The sequence below is a fragment of the Salinivibrio sp. KP-1 genome, assembly GCF_000968645.1.
Classification (GTDB): domain Bacteria; phylum Pseudomonadota; class Gammaproteobacteria; order Enterobacterales; family Vibrionaceae; genus Salinivibrio; species Salinivibrio siamensis.
In genome coordinates, this window is the sequence record NZ_LAQR01000001.1 from 596,053 (window position 1) to 616,528 (window position 20,476).

A 20,476-nucleotide genomic window follows, 5' to 3' on the forward strand; every position below is an offset into this window, starting at 1 on the left:
GCGAGGTTAGAGTTTTTTGAAGGCTTGGTCGACGTTAAAGGTCGATGAGGTTACATACGCCTCCATGTCCGTCACCTTGTCTTCCATGTGGCTAAACTCGCGGTCGAGATCCGCGATCAATTGGCTGGCAGACTTCCCTGATTGCCAAGGTTTTTGCTTCACTTGATGGTCTTGCTGCGCGGCACTCGGCTCTTGACTCACCTCTGACGGCTTTTTATCCAGGATCAGTACCGCCGCGATATAAGCGACCACCACAAAGAACCCAAAACCGAGTAAAAATGCCGAAACAGTCAGGATGCGCACTAACCAGGTTTCCATGCCAAAGTGATTGGCAAGCCCGGCGCACACCCCTGCGATGCGGCCATTTTCTGGATCTCTGTACAAGGTATTACTCATGCGCGTTGCCTCCAGTGAGGGGCTTCTGCATCCAGTAGACGCTCTAGGTTATCCACCCGTGCCTGCAGCTTTTCGGCACGCTGAGCCAATTGTTGCAGTGTTTCGTAATCTTGCCCACTCAAGCCTTGCGCCACTTGTCGCTTACTGCGGTAATGCAGAAATAACCACAATGGGGCGACAAACAGCAAGAAAATCGCCAGTGGGAAACCAAGAAATAATGATGACATGTCCGCTCCTTGAGGTATCGTTACGATTGATTGTCTTTCATTTTAGCTTTCAAAGACGCCAGCTCTTTTTCAATCTCGTCTTGCGCTTGTAAGTCAGCGAACTCGTCTTCTAGGCCTTTTCCTTTGCCCATTTGATAACTGTCTGCTTCCGCTTCTAGTTCGTCAATACGGCGCTCATATTGTTCAAATTTCGCCATTGCCTCATCGGCACGCCCACTGCCGAGGTGACGGCGCACATCACGGCGATTGCCTGCTGTTTCACGACGAATCGTCAATGACTGCTGACGCGCGCGTGTCTCGCTTAACTTGGTTTCTAATGCCGCAATTTCGCCGGCAAGCTTCTCTACGCTTTCATTAATCAGCGTCAGCTCTTCGTCCAGCGCGACTTTAACATCATGCGCTTTTTGCTTCTCAATCAATGCGGCGCGAGCCAGGTCTTCACGATCTTTTTGCAATGCGAGTGAGGCTTTGTCCTGCCACTCTTGGATCTGACGCTCGATGTTTTCAATTTTGCGCGCCACTTCTTTTTTATCGGCTAGCGCTTTTGCCGACGAGGTACGCACCTCAACGAGGGTGTCCTCCATTTCTTGAATGATCAAACGGATCATTTTTTGTGGATCTTCTGCCTTGTCTAACAATGCGTTGACGTTAGCATTCACAATATCAGCAAAACGCGAAAAAATTCCCATCATAGACTCCTTAATACGCTTCCTCGTTGATGAGCCCTAGAGTTAAGGCCAGTGGCGCGTTAACCCGTGGTACTCGGCTCTGACACGCTCAATAGAATTCAAATCCCATGCCAACTTTTAAGGTGTTTATTTTCAATAGGTTAAAACAGATTGCGTTAAATTGAGAAAAAGGCCATGATGAAGAAAACCACTATTTGGTAAAAATCGCCATGCGTGAACAAGACAATTTACTGGGTGAATCGGACCGTTTTCTCGCCGTGTTGGATCATGTCAGCCAACTGGCACCGCTTAACCGTCCTGTTCTGATTATGGGTGAGCGCGGCACGGGGAAAGAGTTGATTGCACAGCGTCTTCATTATCTTTCCGCCCGTTGGTCACAACCACTAGTGAGCTTAAACTGTGCGGCGCTCAGCGAAGGGTTGATCGACTCAGAGTTATTCGGGCACGAAGCCGGCGCCTTTACCAGCGCCAAAGGCCGGCATGCGGGGCGCTTTGAGCGAGCAGAAGGCGGTACCTTGTTTTTAGACGAGATAGCGACCGCGCCATTAGGTGTGCAGGAAAAGCTGCTACGCGTGATTGAATATGGCGAATACGAGCGTGTTGGCGGTACGTCTCCTCTGCGTGCCGATGTGCGTCTTGTCTGTGCAACGAATGAAGATTTACCCGCCCTTGCCAAACAAAACGCTTTTCGTCCCGATTTGCTTGACCGGCTGGCGTTCGATGTCGTTCACCTCCCGCCACTTCTTGAGCGTCAGCAAGATATTCTGTTGCTAGCTGAGCACTTCGCGATGAAAATGGCCGTGGAGCTTGGCTATTCGCTGTTTGCTGGCTTTTCGGCACAGGCTCAATCTCAACTTCTCGCTCACACCTGGCCAGGTAATGTGCGCGAGTTAAAAAATGCGGTTGAGCGCGCCCTCTCTCGTCACAATGATCCTAGTACACCCATCGACACGATATGTTTAGACCCTTTTTCACCGCCTTGGCACACAGCGGATGCCGAGGCACCTGAGCCCATTGAGAGAGAGGCATTGCCGTCATTGCCCCTGGACCTTCGCCAGTGGCAAACCACGCAAGAACACGATTTGGTCACAGCGGCCCTGTCACAAGCCAACTATCATCAGAGAAAGGCCGCGCAGTTACTCGGCCTGAGCTACCATCAATTCAGGGGATTGCTGCGAAAACATCATGTGGGGCAAACCGACTGACGCAACGTGTACGTGCATAGGTACACCCCGCACGCAAAGAAACATCAGATAGCCCCTACTTTGCTTGGTGGTAAAGCCGTTTCAGTGGTAGATTACGGGGTTTACTTTGATAGCTGATTTTACTTGGTTTATGCGCGTTTTTTTCCAGTATTTGATCCTGGGTGTGAGTGGTCTGCTCCTTGCAGGTTGTGACGCTGCCAGCGATCAACGTGCGGCCGACAATCGTGGCTTTGTGTTTTGCGGTCCTGGCCAGCCTAACACCTTCAACCCTCAGTTGACCGATGGCGGCCTCACGGCTGATACCTTGTCGAGTCAGCTTTATGACCGTCTGCTGCGACTCAACCCCGAGACGTACCAACCCGAAGCGATGCTGGCGAAAAGCTGGCAGGTGAGTGATGACGGTAAAACCTACACCTTCTCTCTGCGCCGGGGCGTGGCATTTCATCGCAGTGTCAAATTTACCCCCTCACGCTACCTCAACGCAGACGATGTCGTGTTTTCCTTTCGTCGCCTTATTAATCCACGCCATCCTTTTCATCGCATTTCCGGTGGTCAGTACCCGTGGTTTGATAGCATGAACTTTGGCGGCTTGGTGACCCAAGTTAAAGCGCTCGATACCTACCGCGTCCAATTTACACTCTCTCGGCCCGATGTCTCTTTTCTCTCCACGTTGGCCACCAACTTTTCGGTGATCCTTTCAAAAGAGTATGCTAACCAATTACTGGAAGCGGGTACGCCAGAGAAGCTCGATACCTATCCGGTGGGTACCGGCCCGTTCGCGCTAGCTGAGTATCAACCGCGAGAGTTTATTCGACTACGCCGCCATTGGCAGTATTGGCAAGGCCCTGCGCCGATGGAGCAGGTGGTGTTTGATGTTTCAACGCGCGGCACAGGGACGCTTGCGAAAATGCTGACGGGCGAGTGTGATGTGCTCGCCTCTCCGGTTGCGAGTCAGCTTCCCGTGGTTGTCGGTGATGAACGCTTCAGTTTGTCGTCGCAAACGGGCATGAATGTGGCTTTTATCGCCCTCAACACCCGTCATCCTGCGCTTTCGGAAGTGGAAGTGCGTCAAGCGATTAATCTTGCGATTGACCGGGGAGCCCTGCTCAGTTCGGTCTATTATGGCACGGGCGCGCCCGCCACCAGCTTGCTTCCGCCTATGTCATGGGCTTACGATCCAAACCGAAAAACTCAGCACGATCCCAAACTGGCCGCAGCACTCCTTGCCAAAGCAGGCTATCGCCATGGCTTTAGTGTCGATTTAACCGTGCCGCTAAAACCGACCGCGTTTAATCCCAGCCCACGTAAAACCGCAGAACTAATCCAAGCGGACTTGGGTGAAATTGGCATCGACGTCAATATTATTCCGGAAAAAACGGTTAATCGCACGTCCATTCGCCAAGGTGATGACAGCCACGATATGGTATTAACCGGATGGGTAGCCGACAACGGCGATCCCGATACGTTTTTACGTCCCTTGCTCACCTGCAACGCGAAATTTACCGGTTGGAACATTTCTAATTGGTGTAACCGCTTTTTTGACCAAACACTGAATCAGGCGATCGCCACGGACAAGATAGCCAAGCGCAAGGCGTTGTATCAGGCCGCTCAGACGATTCTCGACCGTCGCATGCCCGTTATTCCGCTCGCCCACGGTATTCAACATCAAGTGCGTGATGCTAGCCTGACGGGGCTCACGATGACGCCCTTTGGCGCGGATAGTTTCGCCGATGTGTCGCGGGAGCACTAACCCATGCTGATTTATACGTTACGACGCTTCAACCTGTTCTTAATCACGCTAGTGATCCTCACCTTGGTCGCCTACAACATTATGTTGCTGGCGCCCGATTCACAGTGGCACCAATTTGATTACTGGATAGGCTGGATTTACTACATTCGACAGTTGCTCGATGGAAACCTTGGCTTGGCCGCCAGTGGGTCGCCGGTTGTTGACACCCTGGCACACGTCGCGCCGGCTACCTTAGAACTATGCTTTGCCGCGCTCTTTATCAGCTTGATTGTGGGCGTGCCCTTGGGCACGCTGGCTGGCATTCGTAGCCAAGGGCCAGCAGATAAAGTGATTTCTTCATTTGCCCTGGTGGTGTTCTCCATCCCTACATTTTGGTTAGCTATCCTTTTTATCATGGTTTTCTCACTCGACTTGCAGTGGTTTCCGGTATCAGGGCGCTATAACCTTTTGTATGAGATCCCGCATATTTCCGGTTTCGCGCTGGTGGATTTATGGCTGTCAGACTTACCGCTACAAGGCAAGGTCGCCTCTGATATTGTCCGTCACCTCGCACTTCCCACCTTGACCCTTGCGGTGGTCCCTACCACAGAGATCATCAAGATGGTGCGCGACTCCATGGCTTATGTGATGCGCCAGAACTACATCAAAGCGGCAGCGACCAAGGGACTATCAAAAACGGAAATCGTGCTTCGCCATGGGATGAAAAACGCCATTCCACCGATCATTCCTAATTTTGGCCTACTGGTTTCCACCATGGTGACCTTTGTCATCATCGTTGAGTCAGTATTCAACTGGCCTGGAATTGGGCGCTGGCTGCTCGATACGCTCATCGCTAAAGATTATGTGTCAGTACAAGGCGGCGTCTTGGTCATTGGTGGGTTTGTGTTACTGATTAATATCATCTCGGATGTATTAGGGGCTTTTATGAACCCGCTGGTAAGGAAAAAATGGTATGCCCTCAAATAGTGTTTACGTTGAACAGCATATCCCTACCCAATTTGAGCGCACCTGGAATGCATTTCGTCGCAACAAGCTTGCGGTGATTGGCTTTTGGTGCCTGGTTGGGCTCATCCTTGTCACCCTATTTGCCCCTCTACTCGCCCCGTGGAGCCCGCAGCATCAAACCGGTCATTTACTGATGGCGCCCTCTTGGGTGCAGTCTGGGCAAATTGAGTACTTTTTAGGGACCGATGATCTTAGCCGCGATATGCTCTCGCGCCTAATTGCCGGCTCTCGGCTCACCTTTGGTTATGCACTGATGACCGCATTGGCCGCGTCACTTATCGGGGTCGCGATTGGTGTACTCGCCGGGATGACCAAGGGGCTCAAATCGAGTGTGTTGAATCATATCCTAGATAGTATTCTCTCTATTCCTTCGTTACTGTTGGCCATTATCGTGGTCGCCTTTTTAGGGGTGGGCGAAACCCAAGTATTGCTCGCTATCTGGCTGTCACTCATTCCACGGATTATCCGCGCGGTGTATACGGCCGTACACGATGAGATAGGGAAAGACTATATCATTGCCGCGCGCTTGGACGGTGCCAATGATTTTTATCTGCTTTACCATTCGATTCTGCCCAATATCGTCACAGTACTGAGTACCGAAATTACCCGCGCTATTTCGGTGGCGATTCTTGATGTGGCCGCACTCGGCTTTCTGGGCCTTGGAGCACAGCCGCCGGCGCCAGAATGGGGCGCCATGTTAGGGGATTCTGTCGAGCTGATTTTCACGGCGCCTTGGACTGTCACTCTGCCTGGAATGGCGATTGCGTTCAGTGTGTTGGTTGTTAACCTAGTTGGTGAGGGGATCAGCCAAGCCATCAATGCAGGAACTGAATAATGCCGTTACTTGATATTCGACACCTGACCATAGAGATAGAAACCCCACAAGGTATGGTGAAAGCCGTCGACCGTATGAGTTTGACCATCAATGACGGTGAGATTCGTGGTTTGGTGGGGGAATCCGGCTCAGGCAAAAGCTTGGTGGCCAAAGCTATTTGCGGCGTCACGAAGGATCAATGGCATGTGACCGCCGACCGATTACGTTTGGGTAATATCGACCTATTAGAACTGCCCGCGCGCGAACGTCGCCATGTGGTCGGCAAAGACATTGCGATGATCTTCCAAGAGCCTTCTACGTGTCTTGACCCATCCGAGGTAGTGGGTCATCAGCTTGAAGAGGCCATTCCACCCGCGTCATTTTCCGGTAGTTGGTGGCAACGCTTAAATTGGCGTAAGCAGCATTCTATCGCCTTGCTGCATAAAGTGGGCATCAAGGATCACAAGCGGGTGATGGAAAGCTATCCGTATGAGCTTACCGATGGCGAGTGTCAAAAGGTGATGATTGCAATGGCGATTGCTAACCGCCCTCGCCTTTTGATTGCGGATGAGCCGACCAACGATTTGGATCCCATTACTCAGGCTCAGATATTCCGTTTACTGAGTCGCACCAATCAGTTATCTAACACGACAATCTTGCTGATTAGTCATGATCTCACCTTGGTGACGCGTTGGGCCGATAGGATCACCGTGATGTATTGTGGCCAGTCGGTAGAGTCCGGCAACCGCGAGCAAATTTTAACTACGCCGCACCATCCTTACACGGATGCTTTATTACGGACGATGCCTGATTTTAGCCGCGACATTCCCCACAAGAGCAAGCTCGAAACCTTGCCTGGCTCAATACCACCACTGCAGCATCTGCCCATCGGTTGTCGACTGGGGCCGCGTTGCCCGTACGCACAGCGTAAATGTGTCGAAACGCCCCATACGCAAAAAGTGAAAAACCATAAATTTGCCTGTCATTTCCCGCTCAACATGGAGAACAAGCATGGCCGCTCTTCTTGAAATTGATGGGCTCACCAAAGATTATCACCACCGCACTGGGTGGTTGAGAAAGCGTGTCACCCACGCGGTGAAGCCTGTCTCTTTTTCTTTGGATGTCGGGGAAACCATTGCCTTTGTGGGCGAGAATGGCTCAGGAAAATCAACCCTAGCACGCATGATTGCTGGCGTTATCGAGCCAACGGCAGGCGAAATCCGGGTCAATGGTGAGACGCTGCGTTACAAAGATTACCAAACCCGCTGCAAGTTGATTCGGATGATCTTCCAAGACCCGAACACGTCGCTCAACCCACGCAACCAAATCGGCCAAATCTTAGAAGGCCCCTTGCGGCGAAACACCAATATGACCCCGCAAGAGCGAGGTAAACGCATTAAGAACACCCTCTTGCGGGTCGGCTTGCTGCCGGAGCATGCTTACTTTTATCCGCAGATGCTGGCAACCGGCCAAAAACAGCGGGTATCACTCGCCAGGGCCTTAATTTTGCAACCGAGTGTCATTGTCGCCGACGAGGCGTTAAACGGTCTCGACATGTCCATGCGCTCGCAAATCATTAACTTACTGCTTGAGCTTCAAGATGAGATGGGCTTGTCTTACGTGTATGTGTCGCAGCATATGGGGGTGATCAAACATGTCACCGACAAGCTGATGGTGATGCAAAAGGGCGACGTGGTGGAATCGGGTAATACCGCTGACATTTTTGCCAATCCGCAACACAGCTTGACACAAAGGCTGATTGACAGTCATTTTACCGCACCGGTATTGGATAGGCGGTCGCGCAAATCAGTCAGCGCCCGCCCATAGTGGCGAACACGAGCGGCGCGATCCATAGCCGCTCTGTTAACGCGTCCCCTGCCGCTCTCTACCTCGTCAAGCGCTTAGCTTGAAACATTGGCGAGCTCAGTCATTAGCAACGGCGATTATTGACAACCGCGATTATTGGCAACCACGATTGCTAGTAAACGCTAGTGTTAGGAGCTTAAGTTACTCGCAACGCCAGTCACTCGGCACTTTGGTCATTCAACGATTGGTTAATTGACGCAAGCACAGCAGCGGGGTCCGCCGCTTGCGTGACAGGGCGACCTATGACGAGATAGTCAGAGCCGGCTTGTACCGCTTGCTCGGGCGTCATCACTCGGCGTTGGTCACCCTTGTCGCTCCCAGCTGGGCGTATACCTGGCGTGACTAATTTAAAGGCGTCCCCACACTGTGCCTTGAGCAGGCTCGCTTCCTGCGCGGAGCAAACAACACCATCAAGGCCTGCCTGCTGCGTCAGACCCGCAAGGCGCTGCACTTGCGCCTGTGGCGATATCTGAATACCACTGTCTGCCAAATCCACCGCCGTCATGCTGGTTAACACGGTCACACCAATCAGCCAAGGGCGGTTGCCCCCATAAGGCACTAAGGCTTCACGTGCAGCAACCATCATTCGTTCCCCGCCAGCGGCGTGGACGTTGACCATCCAAACACCCAGCTCTGCCGCTGCCGCGACCGCTCGTGCACACGTGTTCGGGATATCGTGAAATTTAAGGTCGAGAAAAACCTCGTGCCCACCCGCATGCAGCTGCTTAATCAATGCCGGCCCAAATAAGGTGAACATTTCCTTGCCCACTTTTAAGCGACATGAACCTGGTTCTATCTTCTCGGCAAAGGCCAAGGCGTGGTTCATATTCGCATAATCAAGTGCCACAATGACTTTTGGGTCGTGCATGTTGTCTCCTAGTTCCTTGTTTCCGATTCATCTCAGCAGGTATACCGCCACGATATATAAAAAAACGGCGATGCTTGCGCATCGCCATTATTCACCATCAAGCCCTCGAATTGGCTTGATTGCCCCCCAGCTTTTGCAAGAAGGACATTGCCAGTAGAGCGAGTGGGTCGAGAAACCACATTTTCGACAACGATAATGCGGCTTCACTTTCATCTGTTCCGCCACCAAGTCTTTTAGCGTGTTCAGACTGGTTTTTGCGCGTCCCTCTTCCGCTTGCTCAACATGGTATTCCATTAACTTGTGAAAGCCGCGCATGGTCGGATTGCGAGTAAGCTGGCGGGTGAGAAAGCTTTGCGCCATCGCGATATTTTCGTTGTTACCGATCACTTCTGATAGCATCAACTCCGCGCTCACCCCAGCATTCTTTTCAATGCATTCTTTTAAAAACCGAACCAGATGCATTTCACGACCTAGCGCGCGATAGCTCTCCGCCAACAGTGGTAACGCCTCACTGACAAAGTCCGCATCCTGCTCAAGGATGTTCTCTAGCTGCTTGATGGCGCCTTTATAATCTTGGTGCTCAATATCAAGCTTGGCCAGCTTCAAGCTGGCGCGCACGCAACTTTTATCATACGACAAGGCGCGACGTAGCCATTGTCGTGCTTTATGTTCGTCGCCATCGGCGAGCTGTTGCATCGCCAGTTCGCAGTGAAAATGAGCGATGTCTTTACGTAATTTTTGTTTGCCCATCTTGACCAGTTTGCTCGCGGTATCAATCGCGTTTTCCCACTCTCGGGTTTGCTGAAAGATGGCTAACAACTGCTGAAGGGCAAACTCTTGATAATCTGGCTCATCCACTAGCTCAGAAAATATCTTTTCTGCGCGATCAAAAAACCCGGCGACCATGTAATCTTTGGCCAGTTGTTGCATGGCAAGGTTACGTTGATCAAGCGTCAGATTAGGGCGAGCAATCAGGTTTTGGTGGATGCGAATGGCGCGATCGACTTCGCCCCGAGAGCGAAACAGGTTGCCTAGGGCAAGGTGGGTGTCAATGGTCTCATTGTCGACCTGTAAAAGCTCAATAAACAGATCAACCGCTTTATCAGACTGTTCAGACAGCAGCAGATTCAGCCCCGCCACATACTGGCGAGACAAGTGATGTGACTGTTCTTGCCGTCGATGACGAGCATTCCTGTTACCCATGTACCAGCCATAACCGGCGGCAATAGGGAGCAACAGAAACAACAGCTCTAGCATGAATTATTGTTCCTTTAGCGGGTCCGTACGCAATTTATCAAGTTCTTTGCGTTGCTTTTCCACCTGTTTACGCAGCCCTCGAGCGGTCACTCTCGCTTTTAGGTATAACGCACCGCAGACTAACCAGCCGATGCCAAAGCCAATGACAAAGACAATACCCAAGATAACAGAGAGACGAAACTCACCTTGGGCGATTAAGTAGTTAAAGTTGACCACATCTTGGTTTTGCGCTCCCAGCGCCAAGGTGATCAGAAAACATAACACCAGAAACAGAATGCCGAGTATTTTCACAAGTATTCCCTCATTGCGAAAGGCCTAGTGCCTCTTCAATTATGGCAGAACGACAAGATGCGAGGCACTTGTCACTGTGAACGTTTGCTTGATACAACAAAACGTTACTAATGCACCCTTGGCCCGTGCTATCCACTCGCATGATGGCAAGCGACAAGGTTTTAGTTGTGGGTACAAGATCTTACACAGAAGGTATGATTATGCAGGAAATTCGCCACGCAAGCTATGATCGATAGACATAAAAAAACGGCATACCTACAGCATGCCGTTTTTTTCAGCGTCTATCGCTTAACCATAGATGTTAACGCGATCACGAAGTTCCTTACCAGGTTTGAAGTGAGGGACGTATTTACCGTCAAGCTCAACTTTTTCCCCTGTTTTCGGGTTACGCCCCACGCGAGGCGCGCGATAATGTAGTGAGAAACTACCAAAACCACGGATTTCGATCCGATCACCGCTTTCAAGTGTGGTCGCCATATGCTCAAGGATTTCCTTGATAGCATCCTCTACCTGCTTAGCAGACAGATGGGCTTGCTGACTACAGAGCCTTTCAATTAACTCAGATTTGGTCATAGACACCCCGCTTTAGTATGTTTCTCAACAGTATAAATGCAGAGGGGGAAAATTTCCCCCTCAACTTATACATTATTCGCTCTTCGCTGCTTTAAACGCGTCAGCCATAGCATTACCGATAGCGCCTTCATCAGATTTGTTCAGGCTAGCCATCGCTTCTTGCTCATCAGCTTCGTCTTTCAGACGAACAGACAGGTTTAGCACGCGGTTCTTACGGTCAACACCGGTGAACTTCGCTTCAACACTGTCGCCAACTGAAAGCACTTGAGTCGCGTCTTCAACACGGTCACGCGCAGCTTCAGAAGCACGCAGATAACCTTCAACACCGTCGGCTAGCTCAACCGTTGCGCCTTTCGCGTCAACAGCCGTTACCGTACCGTTAACGATAGCACCTTTCTTGTTAGCTGCCAGGTAGTTGTTGAATGGGTCTTCTTCCATCTGCTTGATGCCAAGTGAGATGCGCTCACGCTCTGCGTCAACCTGAAGAACCACTGCTGAGATCTCGTCGCCTTTCTTGTATTCGCGAACGGCTTCTTCGCCAGCCACGTTCCAAGAAATGTCAGACAAGTGAACCAGACCGTCGATGCCGCCGTCTAGACCGATAAAGATACCGAAGTCAGTGATTGACTTGATCTTACCAGTAACACGGTCGCCTTTGTTCTGAGTTTCAGCGAATTGCTGCCATGGGTTGGCTTTACACTGTTTCAGACCAAGGCTGATGCGACGACGCTCTTCGTCGATGTCCAGAACCATGACTTCAACTTCGTCACCCACATTAACCACTTTAGATGGGTGGATGTTCTTGTTGGTCCAGTCCATTTCAGACACGTGTACCAGACCTTCAACGCCTTCTTCGATTTCAACGAAGCAGCCGTAGTCAGTTAGGTTGGTTACGCGACCAGTCAGCTTGTGACCTTCTGGGTAACGGTTAGCAATAGCTACCCATGGATCTTCACCCAGTTGTTTCAGGCCGAGTGATACGCGAGTACGCTCACGGTCAAACTTCAGAACCTTAACGTTGATTTCGTCACCAACATTAACGATTTCTGATGGGTGCTTAACGCGCTTCCACGCCATGTCAGTGATGTGAAGCAGGCCGTCAACGCCGCCAAGATCAACGAACGCACCGTAGTCAGTCAGGTTCTTAACGATACCTTTAACTTCCATGCCTTCTTGCAGAGAAGCTAGCAGCTCGTCACGCTCAACGCTGTTTTCTGACTCGATAACCGCACGACGAGAAACCACAACGTTGTTGCGCTTCTGGTCAAGCTTGATTACTTTGAACTCGAGCTCTTTGCCTTCCAGGTGAGAAGTATCACGTACTGGACGAACGTCAACCAGTGAACCCGGTAGGAACGCACGGATGCCGTTCAGTTCTACGGTGAAACCACCTTTCACTTTACCGTTAATAACACCGTTAACGGTTTCAGCTTCTTCGTACGCTTTCTCTAGCTGGATCCAAGCTTCGTGACGCTTCGCTTTCTCACGAGAAAGCTGAGTTTCACCGAAACCATCTTCCACTGCGTCCAGGGCTACATCGACTTCACCGCCGATTTCAATTTCAAGTTCGCCAGCAGCATTCTTGAATTGGTCAGCTGGAATAGACGATTCAGATTTCAGGCCTGCGTCAACCAGAACGAAACCGTTCTCGATAGCAACAACAGTACCCTTAACAATAGAACCTGGGCGAGTTTCGATTTCTTTTAGAGACTCTTCAAAGAGTTGAGCAAAAGATTCAGTCATTATATTTAAATCTTCAATTTGATAAACGTCCACGGGTATCCTACCGCATGGGGTTGTTAAATATGTTAGCTATCATCCTTGCAGCTAACGGTTATAGACTGCTTATGCAGCCGATAATTTGCTTTCAATAAACGCCAGTGCTTGTGCAATCACTTCGTCGATTGATAACGACGTTGAGTCTAGCACTAATGCATCTGACGCGGGGCGCAACGGTGCCACCGCTCGATTGCGGTCACGATCATCACGCTCTTGAATTTCGCTTAAAAGGCGGTCAAAGGTAACATTAACCCCCTTGCCTTGCAACTGGTGCTGGCGCCGGCGTGCGCGTTCTTCTGCGCTAGCATCAAGGAAGATTTTCGCCTCCGCTTGCGGGAACACCACGGTACCCATATCACGGCCATCAGCAATCAAACCCGGCTCGCCGACAAACGCACGTTGACGACGCAACAATGCCTCACGAACACGCGGGAGTGCAGCGACTTTCGACGCTTGATTCCCCACCTGCTCTGTGCGTAAGGTGCCCGATACGTCTTCCCCTTCGAGAATCACCTTCACCAGATCACCTTCGGCGATAAATTGAACGTCTAGGTTCGCAGCCAGCGGTACCAACGCGTCTTCCGATGAGGTATCCACGTCATGATGAATCGCCGCTAATGCCAAAACACGGTAGATGGCACCAGAGTCTAGCAAATGCCAGCCTAGTGTCTCCGCCAACCGCATACATAAGGTTCCTTTTCCTGCACCACTCGGTCCATCTACTGTAATCACAGGCGCCTGTGTCGGCATAAATCTCTCCACGTTCGTCAACTTTACTCGATTCGCTTCGCTTGAGGCGTTAAATGGGTTTGACGCCTGCCATACCGTGACGCGACAAACACACCGTTTGCCCAACAAGCACATCGATAAATCGGCGCATAGTATAGAAGAAATCCGGCTGGAAATCATTGCTGCTGCGTGGATATCAGCAGCAATGTGTTGCAGCATGGTTATTTCGTGGTGCTGATTGCCGCGAGCTTCTCGAAATAATCAGGGAAGGTTTTTGAGGTACAGCCCGGGTCATTAATAGTGACGGGCGTATCGCTCAATGCGACCAACGAGAAGCACATCGCTATCCGATGATCGTCATAGGTATCGATGGCCGCGTGGTGTAACTGCTTTGGTGGCTCGACGTACAGATAGTCTTCGCCCTCTTCAACCACAGCGCCCACTTTTTTCAGCTCGGTAGCCATGGCATATAAGCGATCGGTTTCTTTAACACGCCAATTGTACACGTTGCGAATCCATGTCGGCCCTTCTGCAAACAAGGCCGCGACGCCAATGGTCATCGCTGCATCAGGAATATGATTAAAGTCCATGTCGACGCCTTTAAGCGTCTTTCTACGGGCGAGAACATAATCCTCTCCCCACTCAATCTCGGCGCCCATCGCCGCGAGTGCGTCGGCAAACTGGATATCACCTTGCACACTATGACGCCCGATGCCCGTCACTTTGACTTCACCGCCCTTAATCGCGGCCGCCGCGAGGAAGTAAGAAGCGGATGAGGCATCACCTTCCACCATAAAGTGACCCGGTGATTGATAACGCTGTCCAGCTGGGATCACAAACGCTTGGTAGTTATCATTTTGTACCTCAACACCAAACTGCGCCATGATTGCCAAGGTAATATCAATATAAGGCTTAGAGACAAGCTCCCCTTTAATAGTGATCCGGGTCTCTTGCTCAGCAAACGGCGCGGCCATCAGTAGTGCGGTGAGAAACTGACTCGAGATGCTACCATCGATACTCACATCGCCACCTACCAGGCCAGTGCCTTGGATACGTAGTGGCGGATAGCCCTCAGTTTCAAGATACTGGATATCAGCACCAATCGCATTCAGGGCGTCAACAAGGTGGCCAATAGGACGCTCTTTCATCCGTGGCTCACCCGTCAGGGTGACGTCACCCTCTCCCAAGCATAGTGCCGCCGTCAAAGGGCGCATCGCCGTTCCCGCATTACCGAGAAACAGCGTGGTTGGCTCGGCGAGATGAAACGGCTGTCCCAGCCCTTGTACCACACATTCGGTGCGATCGCTGGACAATTGATACTCTACTCCCAACGCGGTAAACGCATTGAGCATATGACGTACATCGTCACTATCCAGTAAGTTGGTTAGTCGGGTGGTGCCTGAGGCTAGAGCGGCAAGGAGTAATGCGCGATTCGACACGCTTTTTGAGCCGGGAAGGTTAATCTGGCCGTTGACATAAGAAATCGGGGAAAGTGTCAGTTGCTCCATTCTGGTTTATATCCGTGATGCTTAGTGCCCCCAGAGTAACCAAAATACCGGCAGTCTCACAATTATTATTTTTATCACCTTCAGTGAAGAGAAAGCAAAAGCCGCCTCCAACAAGGAAGCGGCTCGTTTTTCACACCGTTTTCTACTTAACACCGTTAAAAAACGCAGCCATCGCTACCGTCTTTCATTAGCCATATTTTTTCTCGAACTTGGCCATAAAGTCGACCAACGCTTGCACCCCTTCAAGGGGCATGGCGTTATAGATAGAGGCTCGCATGCCACCCACATCTCGGTGGCCTTTCAGCGCATGTAAGCCTTGTTCCGTTGCTTCAGCGAGGAAAGTCTCATCCAGGTCGCTGTTCGCCAACTGAAACGGCACATTCATCAAGGAACGATTGTCTTGGTGAATGTCATTACGATATAAGCTCGATTGATCAATAGCTTGGTAAAGCAGGGCTGCTTTTTGTTGATTGCGTGCATAAACGGCTTCAATCCCGCCTTGTTTTTTCAGCCATTTAAAGACTTCGGCGGCCAGATACCAGGCAAAGGTCGGCGGCGTGTTGAACATCGAGTCTTTCTCTACCAAGACCTTGTAATTAAGCACACTAGGAAGTACATCTCGCGCCAGTCCCAATAAGTCGTCACGTACAATCACCAGGGTCAGCCCTGCAGGGCCAATGTTCTTTTGCGCACCGGCGTAGATCACCCCATATTTAGATACGTCAATCGGACGTGACAAGATGGTCGATGACATATCGGCAACAATGGGTTTATTGGTCTCAGGCAAATCATTAATTTCAATGCCATCAATGGTTTCGTTAGGGCAGAAATGGACATAGGCTGCATCATCACTCAGTAGCCAGTCTTTCGCCGGCGAGATTGCACGTTTTCCCTCTCGCTCGCGGCGAACATTGATAACGTTGGGCGTACAATAGCGCTTGGCCTCTTTGACCGCACTTTCTGCCCAGTAACCGCCATCGACATAGTCTGCGATGGTGTGGTTCCCCATGAGATTCATGGGCACCGCGGCAAACTGTGCACGCGCGCCCCCTTGGCAAAATAGAATATGGTAGTTGTCAGGAATCACTAGGAGTTCGCGCAAATCTTGCTCTGACTGACGAGCAACATTTAAGAATGCTTTGCTGCGATGCGACACTTCCATGACCGAGGTACCAAGGTCTTGCCAGTTCATCAATTCTTTTTGTGCTTTTAGCATCACTTCACGCGGCAACATCGCGGGGCCTGCGGAGAAATTATATACCTTATCCATGTTGGGGAGGGGCTCCTGCTTATTCATCACTTGTGGCCAGGAGGCCTACAAGGATTGACTCTGTTTTAAATGGTGTGTGATTGATTTAACACGTTTCGCGCGCAATTTGAAAGCGCCAACGCAGATTCGATCACAATTTCCATGCTCTCCTGTCAATAGGCAATAAAAAAGGGTGCAGTTCACTGCACCCTTAAGACATTATCTAAGCGACAACTTACGCGTTTTGATCATCATCAGACACGGGCGACTGATCGTTATCATCGCGTTGATCATCATCGGTAGGCGCTGATGCCTCGCTGCCGTCCGACTGAGTGGTTGTCCCGGCTTCATTGGCCAAGGCTTCCATCTCATCTTCGTCTGGCTCTTCGATGCGCTGTAGGCCCACCACTTTCTCGTCATCACTGACGCGAATCAAGCGTACACCTTGGGTGTTACGCCCCACTTGACTCACCTCTTCTGCGCGAGTACGGACTAAGGTCCCCGCATTGGTGATCATCATCAGCTCATCGCCTTCACAGACTTGGATGGCACTGACAACGTCGCCATTACGCTCAGAGACTTTGATCGAAACCACCCCTTTGGTCGCACGACTCTTGGTTGGGTATTCTGCCAACGCTGTACGCTTACCAAAACCGTTCTCGGTCACGGTCAAGATTTCCGCATTCTCTTGCGGCACAATCAAAGAGACGACCTGATCGTTTTCAGCCAATTGAATGCCTCGTACCCCCGCGGCGGTACGACCCATCGCGCGAACGGTGTCATTCGATGCGAGGAAGCGCACTACTTTACCGAATTGCGAGAACAGCATGACTTCACTGCTATCATCAGTGAGCTGGGCCCCAATCAGGCTATCGCCCTCACGCAAGTTCACTGCAATGATCCCGGCGCTACGTGGACGGCTAAAGTCAGTCAGTGGTGTTTTCTTCACGGTACCATGAGCTGTGGCCATAAAGACGTATTTGTCTTCTTCATACTCACGCACTGGCAGGATCGCGGTAATACGCTCGTCTTCTTCCAGCGGGAGTAGATTCACAATTGGCTTACCGCGCGCATTACGCGATGCATGCGGCAGCTGATAGACTTTCAGCCAGTACATACGCCCGCGCGTCGAGAAGCACAGTATTGTGTCATGGGTATTAGCAACCAGCAGTCGCTCAATGAAGTCTTCATCCTTCATTCGCGTCGCTGATTTCCCCTTACCGCCACGGCGCTGCGCTTCATAATCGCTCAGAACCTGATACTTAACGTAACCATCGTGTGACCAAGTCACTACCACGTCTTCTTCATTGATAAGATCTTCAATATCAATGTCTGCACTCGCGGCAGTAATTTCGGTGAGGCGTTTATCGCCAAAACCATCACGGACGGCTTCGAGCTCTTCGCGGATCACTTCCATCAAGCGCTCGGTACTGGCCAAGATATGCAGCAGCTCCGCAATTTGCTCGAGCAGGCCTTTATACTCGTCCAGGATTTTTTCGTGCTCAAGCCCGGTGAGCTTGTGCAAACGTAAATCCAGAATCGCCTGTGCTTGTTGTTCAGTGAGGTAGTAAGAGCCATCATCACGGGCACCAAATTCTGGCGCCAACCATTCAGGACGCGCGTTTTCACCACCCACAGCTTCCAACATGGCAGACACACCACCGAGTCCCCAACCTTGATCTTGTAGCTCTTGTTTGGCTACCGCAGGCGTAGGGGCTTGACGAATAAGCTCAATGACTTCGTCGATGTTCGCCAGTGCGACCGCCAAGCCTTCCAAGATATGGGCACGGTCACGGGCTTTGCGTAATTCATAGACCGTGCGACGTGTGACCACTTCACGGCGGTGGTTAACAAAGCACTCAAGCATCCCTTTTAGGTTAAAGAGCTTCGGCTGGTTATTATCCAGCGCCACCATATTAATGCCGAATGACGTCTGTAATTGGGTTTGCGCATAGAGGTTATTAAGTACTACCTCAGCCACCGCATCACGTCGACACTCAATAACAATCCGCATGCCGTCTTTATCAGACTCATCGCGTAGCGCGGAAATGCCATCAATTTTCTTGTCTTTAACCAGCTCGGCAATCTTTTCAATCAAACGCGCTTTGTTGACTTGATAGGGGATTTCATTGACAACAATGGTCTCTTTACCATTTTTGTCGGTTTCGATATCCGCCTTGGCACGCAAGTAGATTTTTCCGCGCCCTGTTTTATACGCGTCTTCAATCCCTTTGCGACCATTAATCATTGCCGCTGTCGGGAAGTCTGGGCCTGGAATGTGCTCCATCAGCTCATCAATAGTGATATCTTCATTATCGATATACGCCAGACATCCGTTAACAACTTCGGTAAGGTTGTGAGGTGGGATGTTGGTTGCCATCCCGACCGCAATCCCGGAGCCGCCGTTAACCAGCAGGTTGGGGACACGCGTTGGCAATACGTCCGGGATTTGCTCAGTACCATCATAGTTCGGCACATAATCCACGGTTTCTTTATCGAGATCGGCAAGCAGCTCATGGGCAATTTTCGCCATGCGCACTTCGGTATAACGCATTGCGGCTGCTGAATCACCGTCGATGGAGCCGAAGTTACCTTGGCCATCTACCAACATGTAGCGCAGTGAGAACGGTTGCGCCATGCGCACAATCGTATCGTATACCGCACTATCACCATGCGGGTGATATTTACCGATTACATCGCCGACCACACGGGCCGATTTCTTATATGGCTTGTTCCAGTCGTTGCCAAGTACGTTCATCGCGAATAATACGCGGCGGTGTACTGGCTTTAGGCCATCACGCACGTCAGGAAGAGCTCGGCCAACAATGACGGACATTGCATAGTCGAGATACGAGCTTTTTAGCTCCTCTTCGATATTGACTGGCGTGATCTCTTTAGCAAGATCGCTCATGGAGCCAACATCCCTCAAATAATGTTTGCGTATTCAAATACGTGACCACGGAGAATAACACAAACCCTCTTTGGAGACACGCGAATATGGCTAAGATGTATCACGGATCTCGTTAGCAGGCGCTCTGAACGCGTCTACACGGACAAAAAGCCACCACTTGCGTAGCTAACTATGGTTTTTTTACTAGGAAAGCCCACAAGGTGTCTGAGCGCGAAAAAGGAATAATTAGCTTAACTTGAGCACAAGATCACTTTTTTAGCAGGCGCCGAAATATCAACCATACTTAGAAGTGACGTGCCTGACCGACCTAACGTTGGTCAACTTGATACTAAAGAGGAGGCATGATGCTCACTCGTATCGTTAACGCGATTGGTGCCTGCCTAATCGCAGGCAAATACCTTTTGGCTGGAATAATAGCGACCAGCGCCATTTTAACCGCGGCGTAACGCCGCTCCCTTCTGCACGGCGGTGGCTGGCCGTCGTGCTATTTCTTTACCTCTACATGTTACCTCCCACTCAGCGTCGCCGATCCCTATTCACGACACCCACCGGTCCCGCGAGAAGCACGGCTTCTTTTTATCGCGTTGGATTTCGTTATAATGCAGCAAAACCGATAAGGAAGCTGCAGTTATGAGCCAAGTACCCAATGTCGATCCGGCAGAAATTCAAAAATTCGAGGATATGGCCTCGCGTTGGTGGGATTTAGAGGGTGAATTTAAACCTTTGCATCAAATCAACCCATTACGCCTCGATTATGTCTTGGATAAAGCGGGCGGATTATTCGGCAAAAAAGTACTTGATGTCGGATGCGGCGGCGGCATCTTAGCTGAAAGCATGGCTCAGGAAGGAGCGGAAGTGACAGGACTGGACATGGGAAAAGAGCCTCTCACCGTCGCGCGGCTGCATGCCCTCGAAGCCGGAGTCGATGTGCACTACATCCAATCAACCGCGGAAGAACATGCCAGCAGCTATGCGCAGCAATACGACGTTGTCACTTGTATGGAAATGCTCGAACACGTGCCTGAACCCGCCTCCGTGATTCAAGCCTGTGCACAGATGGTAAAACCCGGTGGTCATGTCTTTTTCTCGACACTGAATCGCAATGCCAAATCTTGGCTGCTCGCGATCGTCGGCGCGGAGCATGTGCTTAAATTGGTTCCCAAAGGCACCCATGAGCACCATAAGTTTATTCGCCCCTCAGAGCTGATGAACATGATTGATAACACCCCGCTCACGGCCAAAGACATGACAGGGCTGCATTACAACCCGGTGTTTGATACCTACAAACTTTCCAACGCCAATGTCGATGTGAATTATCTCGTTCACACCGTCGCGCCCTAGCCGACTGATAAGGAGCTC

Annotated in this window: 19 protein-coding genes; 7 read left to right on the plus strand and 12 right to left on the minus strand. The window is 50.9% G+C overall.

Annotation, left to right across the window (positions count from 1 at the left end):
- Positions 1–6 precede the first annotated feature (6 nt).
- Genes pspC through pspA form a run of 3 tightly spaced genes read right to left on the minus strand, consistent with a single transcriptional unit; the run spans position 7 to position 1,312 of the window.
- The gene (pspC, locus tag WN56_RS02645; RefSeq protein WP_046073482.1) at positions 7–396 is read right to left on the minus strand and encodes an envelope stress response membrane protein PspC; all 390 of its coding nucleotides are present in this window, start codon (positions 394–396) and stop codon (positions 7–9) included.
- Entirely contained in the window at positions 393–623 is a 231-nt protein-coding gene (gene pspB / locus WN56_RS02650) for an envelope stress response membrane protein PspB (protein ID WP_046073483.1), read from the minus strand. The genes pspC and pspB overlap by 4 nt, the downstream gene beginning before the upstream one ends.
- Before the next feature lie 20 nt (positions 624–643).
- Positions 644–1,312 (minus strand): phage shock protein PspA, encoded by a 669-nt coding sequence (gene pspA / locus WN56_RS02655; RefSeq protein ID WP_046073484.1) that lies wholly within the window; start codon positions 1,310–1,312, stop codon positions 644–646.
- 209 nt (positions 1,313–1,521) lie between these two features.
- Between pspA and pspF the strand changes: the two genes are divergently transcribed.
- The 6 genes from pspF to WN56_RS02685 all read left to right on the plus strand — a co-directional run bounded on the left by pspF (position 1,522) and on the right by WN56_RS02685 (position 7,913).
- The gene (gene pspF, locus WN56_RS02660) at positions 1,522–2,517 is read left to right on the plus strand and encodes a phage shock protein operon transcriptional activator (protein WP_046073485.1); all 996 of its coding nucleotides are present in this window, start codon (positions 1,522–1,524) and stop codon (positions 2,515–2,517) included.
- A 130-nt stretch (positions 2,518–2,647) separates the two neighbouring features.
- Entirely contained in the window at positions 2,648–4,267 is a 1,620-nt protein-coding gene (gene sapA, locus WN56_RS02665; protein WP_046073486.1) for an ABC transporter substrate-binding protein SapA, read from the plus strand.
- A 3-nt stretch (positions 4,268–4,270) separates the two neighbouring features.
- Positions 4,271–5,233 (plus strand): ABC transporter permease subunit, encoded by a 963-nt coding sequence (locus tag WN56_RS02670; RefSeq protein WP_046073487.1) that lies wholly within the window; start codon positions 4,271–4,273, stop codon positions 5,231–5,233.
- Complete coding sequence (gene sapC, locus WN56_RS02675; protein WP_046073488.1) at positions 5,220–6,107, plus strand: putrescine export ABC transporter permease SapC; 888 nt, start codon at positions 5,220–5,222, stop codon at positions 6,105–6,107. Before WN56_RS02670 ends, sapC begins: the two co-directional genes overlap by 14 nt.
- A complete protein-coding gene (locus tag WN56_RS02680; RefSeq protein ID WP_046073489.1) occupies positions 6,107–7,114 on the plus strand; it encodes an oligopeptide/dipeptide ABC transporter ATP-binding protein in 1,008 nt (335 codons plus the stop codon). Before sapC ends, WN56_RS02680 begins: the two co-directional genes overlap by 1 nt.
- On the plus strand, positions 7,098–7,913 hold the full coding sequence (locus WN56_RS02685; protein ID WP_046073490.1) for an ATP-binding cassette domain-containing protein: 816 nt from the start codon (positions 7,098–7,100) through the stop codon (positions 7,911–7,913). Before WN56_RS02680 ends, WN56_RS02685 begins: the two co-directional genes overlap by 17 nt.
- 196 nt (positions 7,914–8,109) lie before the next feature.
- On the opposite strand, the gene pyrF is transcribed toward WN56_RS02685, so the two are convergent.
- The 9 genes from pyrF to gyrA form a co-directional block, all read right to left on the minus strand.
- Positions 8,110–8,820 carry an orotidine-5'-phosphate decarboxylase gene (gene pyrF / locus WN56_RS02690; protein WP_046073491.1) on the minus strand — a complete coding sequence of 237 codons (711 nt, stop codon included), beginning with the start codon at positions 8,818–8,820 and terminating at the stop codon, positions 8,110–8,112.
- An 87-nt stretch (positions 8,821–8,907) separates the two neighbouring features.
- Positions 8,908–10,077, minus strand: coding sequence for a lipopolysaccharide assembly protein LapB (gene lapB, locus WN56_RS02695; protein WP_046073492.1), 1,170 nt, complete (start codon positions 10,075–10,077; stop codon positions 8,908–8,910).
- A gap of 3 nt (positions 10,078–10,080) precedes the next feature.
- Positions 10,081–10,368, minus strand: coding sequence for a LapA family protein (locus tag WN56_RS02700; RefSeq protein ID WP_046073493.1), 288 nt, complete (start codon positions 10,366–10,368; stop codon positions 10,081–10,083).
- Between the two features lie 288 nt (positions 10,369–10,656).
- Positions 10,657–10,941: an integration host factor subunit beta gene (gene ihfB / locus WN56_RS02705; RefSeq protein WP_046073494.1), complete on the minus strand. Its 285-nt coding sequence runs from the start codon at positions 10,939–10,941 to the stop codon at positions 10,657–10,659.
- 72 nt (positions 10,942–11,013) lie between these two features.
- Positions 11,014–12,684 (minus strand): 30S ribosomal protein S1, encoded by a 1,671-nt coding sequence (gene rpsA / locus WN56_RS02710; protein ID WP_046073837.1) that lies wholly within the window; start codon positions 12,682–12,684, stop codon positions 11,014–11,016.
- Positions 12,685–12,786: 102 nt separating this feature from the next.
- Positions 12,787–13,470, minus strand: a complete 684-nt coding sequence (gene cmk / locus WN56_RS02715) for a (d)CMP kinase (protein WP_046073495.1) — start codon at positions 13,468–13,470, stop codon at positions 12,787–12,789.
- Between the two features lie 200 nt (positions 13,471–13,670).
- Positions 13,671–14,957 carry a 3-phosphoshikimate 1-carboxyvinyltransferase gene (gene aroA, locus WN56_RS02720; protein ID WP_046073496.1) on the minus strand — a complete coding sequence of 429 codons (1,287 nt, stop codon included), beginning with the start codon at positions 14,955–14,957 and terminating at the stop codon, positions 13,671–13,673.
- Positions 14,958–15,144: 187 nt separating this feature from the next.
- A complete protein-coding gene (serC, locus tag WN56_RS02725) occupies positions 15,145–16,227 on the minus strand; it encodes a 3-phosphoserine/phosphohydroxythreonine transaminase (protein WP_046073497.1) in 1,083 nt (360 codons plus the stop codon).
- Positions 16,228–16,441: 214 nt separating this feature from the next.
- Positions 16,442–19,117, minus strand: a complete 2,676-nt coding sequence (gene gyrA / locus WN56_RS02730) for a DNA topoisomerase (ATP-hydrolyzing) subunit A (RefSeq protein ID WP_046073498.1) — start codon at positions 19,115–19,117, stop codon at positions 16,442–16,444.
- A gap of 630 nt (positions 19,118–19,747) precedes the next feature.
- Here gyrA and ubiG point away from each other — a divergent pair.
- Positions 19,748–20,458, plus strand: a complete 711-nt coding sequence (gene ubiG, locus WN56_RS02735) for a bifunctional 2-polyprenyl-6-hydroxyphenol methylase/3-demethylubiquinol 3-O-methyltransferase UbiG (protein ID WP_046073499.1) — start codon at positions 19,748–19,750, stop codon at positions 20,456–20,458.
- Positions 20,459–20,476 lie beyond the last annotated feature (18 nt).

Coding starts and splice junctions, on each gene's coding strand:
- pspC (WP_046073482.1), bottom strand. CDS start 396: ATGAGTAATACCTTGTACAGAGATCCAGAAAATGGCCGCATCGCAGGG.
- pspB (WP_046073483.1), bottom strand. CDS start 623: ATGTCATCATTATTTCTTGGTTTCCCACTGGCGATTTTCTTGCTGTTT.
- pspA (WP_046073484.1), bottom strand. CDS start 1,312: ATGGGAATTTTTTCGCGTTTTGCTGATATTGTGAATGCTAACGTCAAC.
- pspF (WP_046073485.1), top strand. CDS start 1,522: ATGCGTGAACAAGACAATTTACTGGGTGAATCGGACCGTTTTCTCGCC.
- sapA (WP_046073486.1), top strand. CDS start 2,648: ATGCGCGTTTTTTTCCAGTATTTGATCCTGGGTGTGAGTGGTCTGCTC.
- WN56_RS02670 (WP_046073487.1), top strand. CDS start 4,271: ATGCTGATTTATACGTTACGACGCTTCAACCTGTTCTTAATCACGCTA.
- sapC (WP_046073488.1), top strand. CDS start 5,220: ATGCCCTCAAATAGTGTTTACGTTGAACAGCATATCCCTACCCAATTT.
- WN56_RS02680 (WP_046073489.1), top strand. CDS start 6,107: ATGCCGTTACTTGATATTCGACACCTGACCATAGAGATAGAAACCCCA.
- WN56_RS02685 (WP_046073490.1), top strand. CDS start 7,098: ATGGCCGCTCTTCTTGAAATTGATGGGCTCACCAAAGATTATCACCAC.
- pyrF (WP_046073491.1), bottom strand. CDS start 8,820: ATGCACGACCCAAAAGTCATTGTGGCACTTGATTATGCGAATATGAAC.
- lapB (WP_046073492.1), bottom strand. CDS start 10,077: ATGCTAGAGCTGTTGTTTCTGTTGCTCCCTATTGCCGCCGGTTATGGC.
- ihfB (WP_046073494.1), bottom strand. CDS start 10,941: ATGACCAAATCTGAGTTAATTGAAAGGCTCTGTAGTCAGCAAGCCCAT.
- rpsA (WP_046073837.1), bottom strand. CDS start 12,684: ATGACTGAATCTTTTGCTCAACTCTTTGAAGAGTCTCTAAAAGAAATC.
- cmk (WP_046073495.1), bottom strand. CDS start 13,470: ATGCCGACACAGGCGCCTGTGATTACAGTAGATGGACCGAGTGGTGCA.
- aroA (WP_046073496.1), bottom strand. CDS start 14,957: ATGGAGCAACTGACACTTTCCCCGATTTCTTATGTCAACGGCCAGATT.
- serC (WP_046073497.1), bottom strand. CDS start 16,227: ATGGATAAGGTATATAATTTCTCCGCAGGCCCCGCGATGTTGCCGCGT.
- gyrA (WP_046073498.1), bottom strand. CDS start 19,117: ATGAGCGATCTTGCTAAAGAGATCACGCCAGTCAATATCGAAGAGGAG.
- ubiG (WP_046073499.1), top strand. CDS start 19,748: ATGAGCCAAGTACCCAATGTCGATCCGGCAGAAATTCAAAAATTCGAG.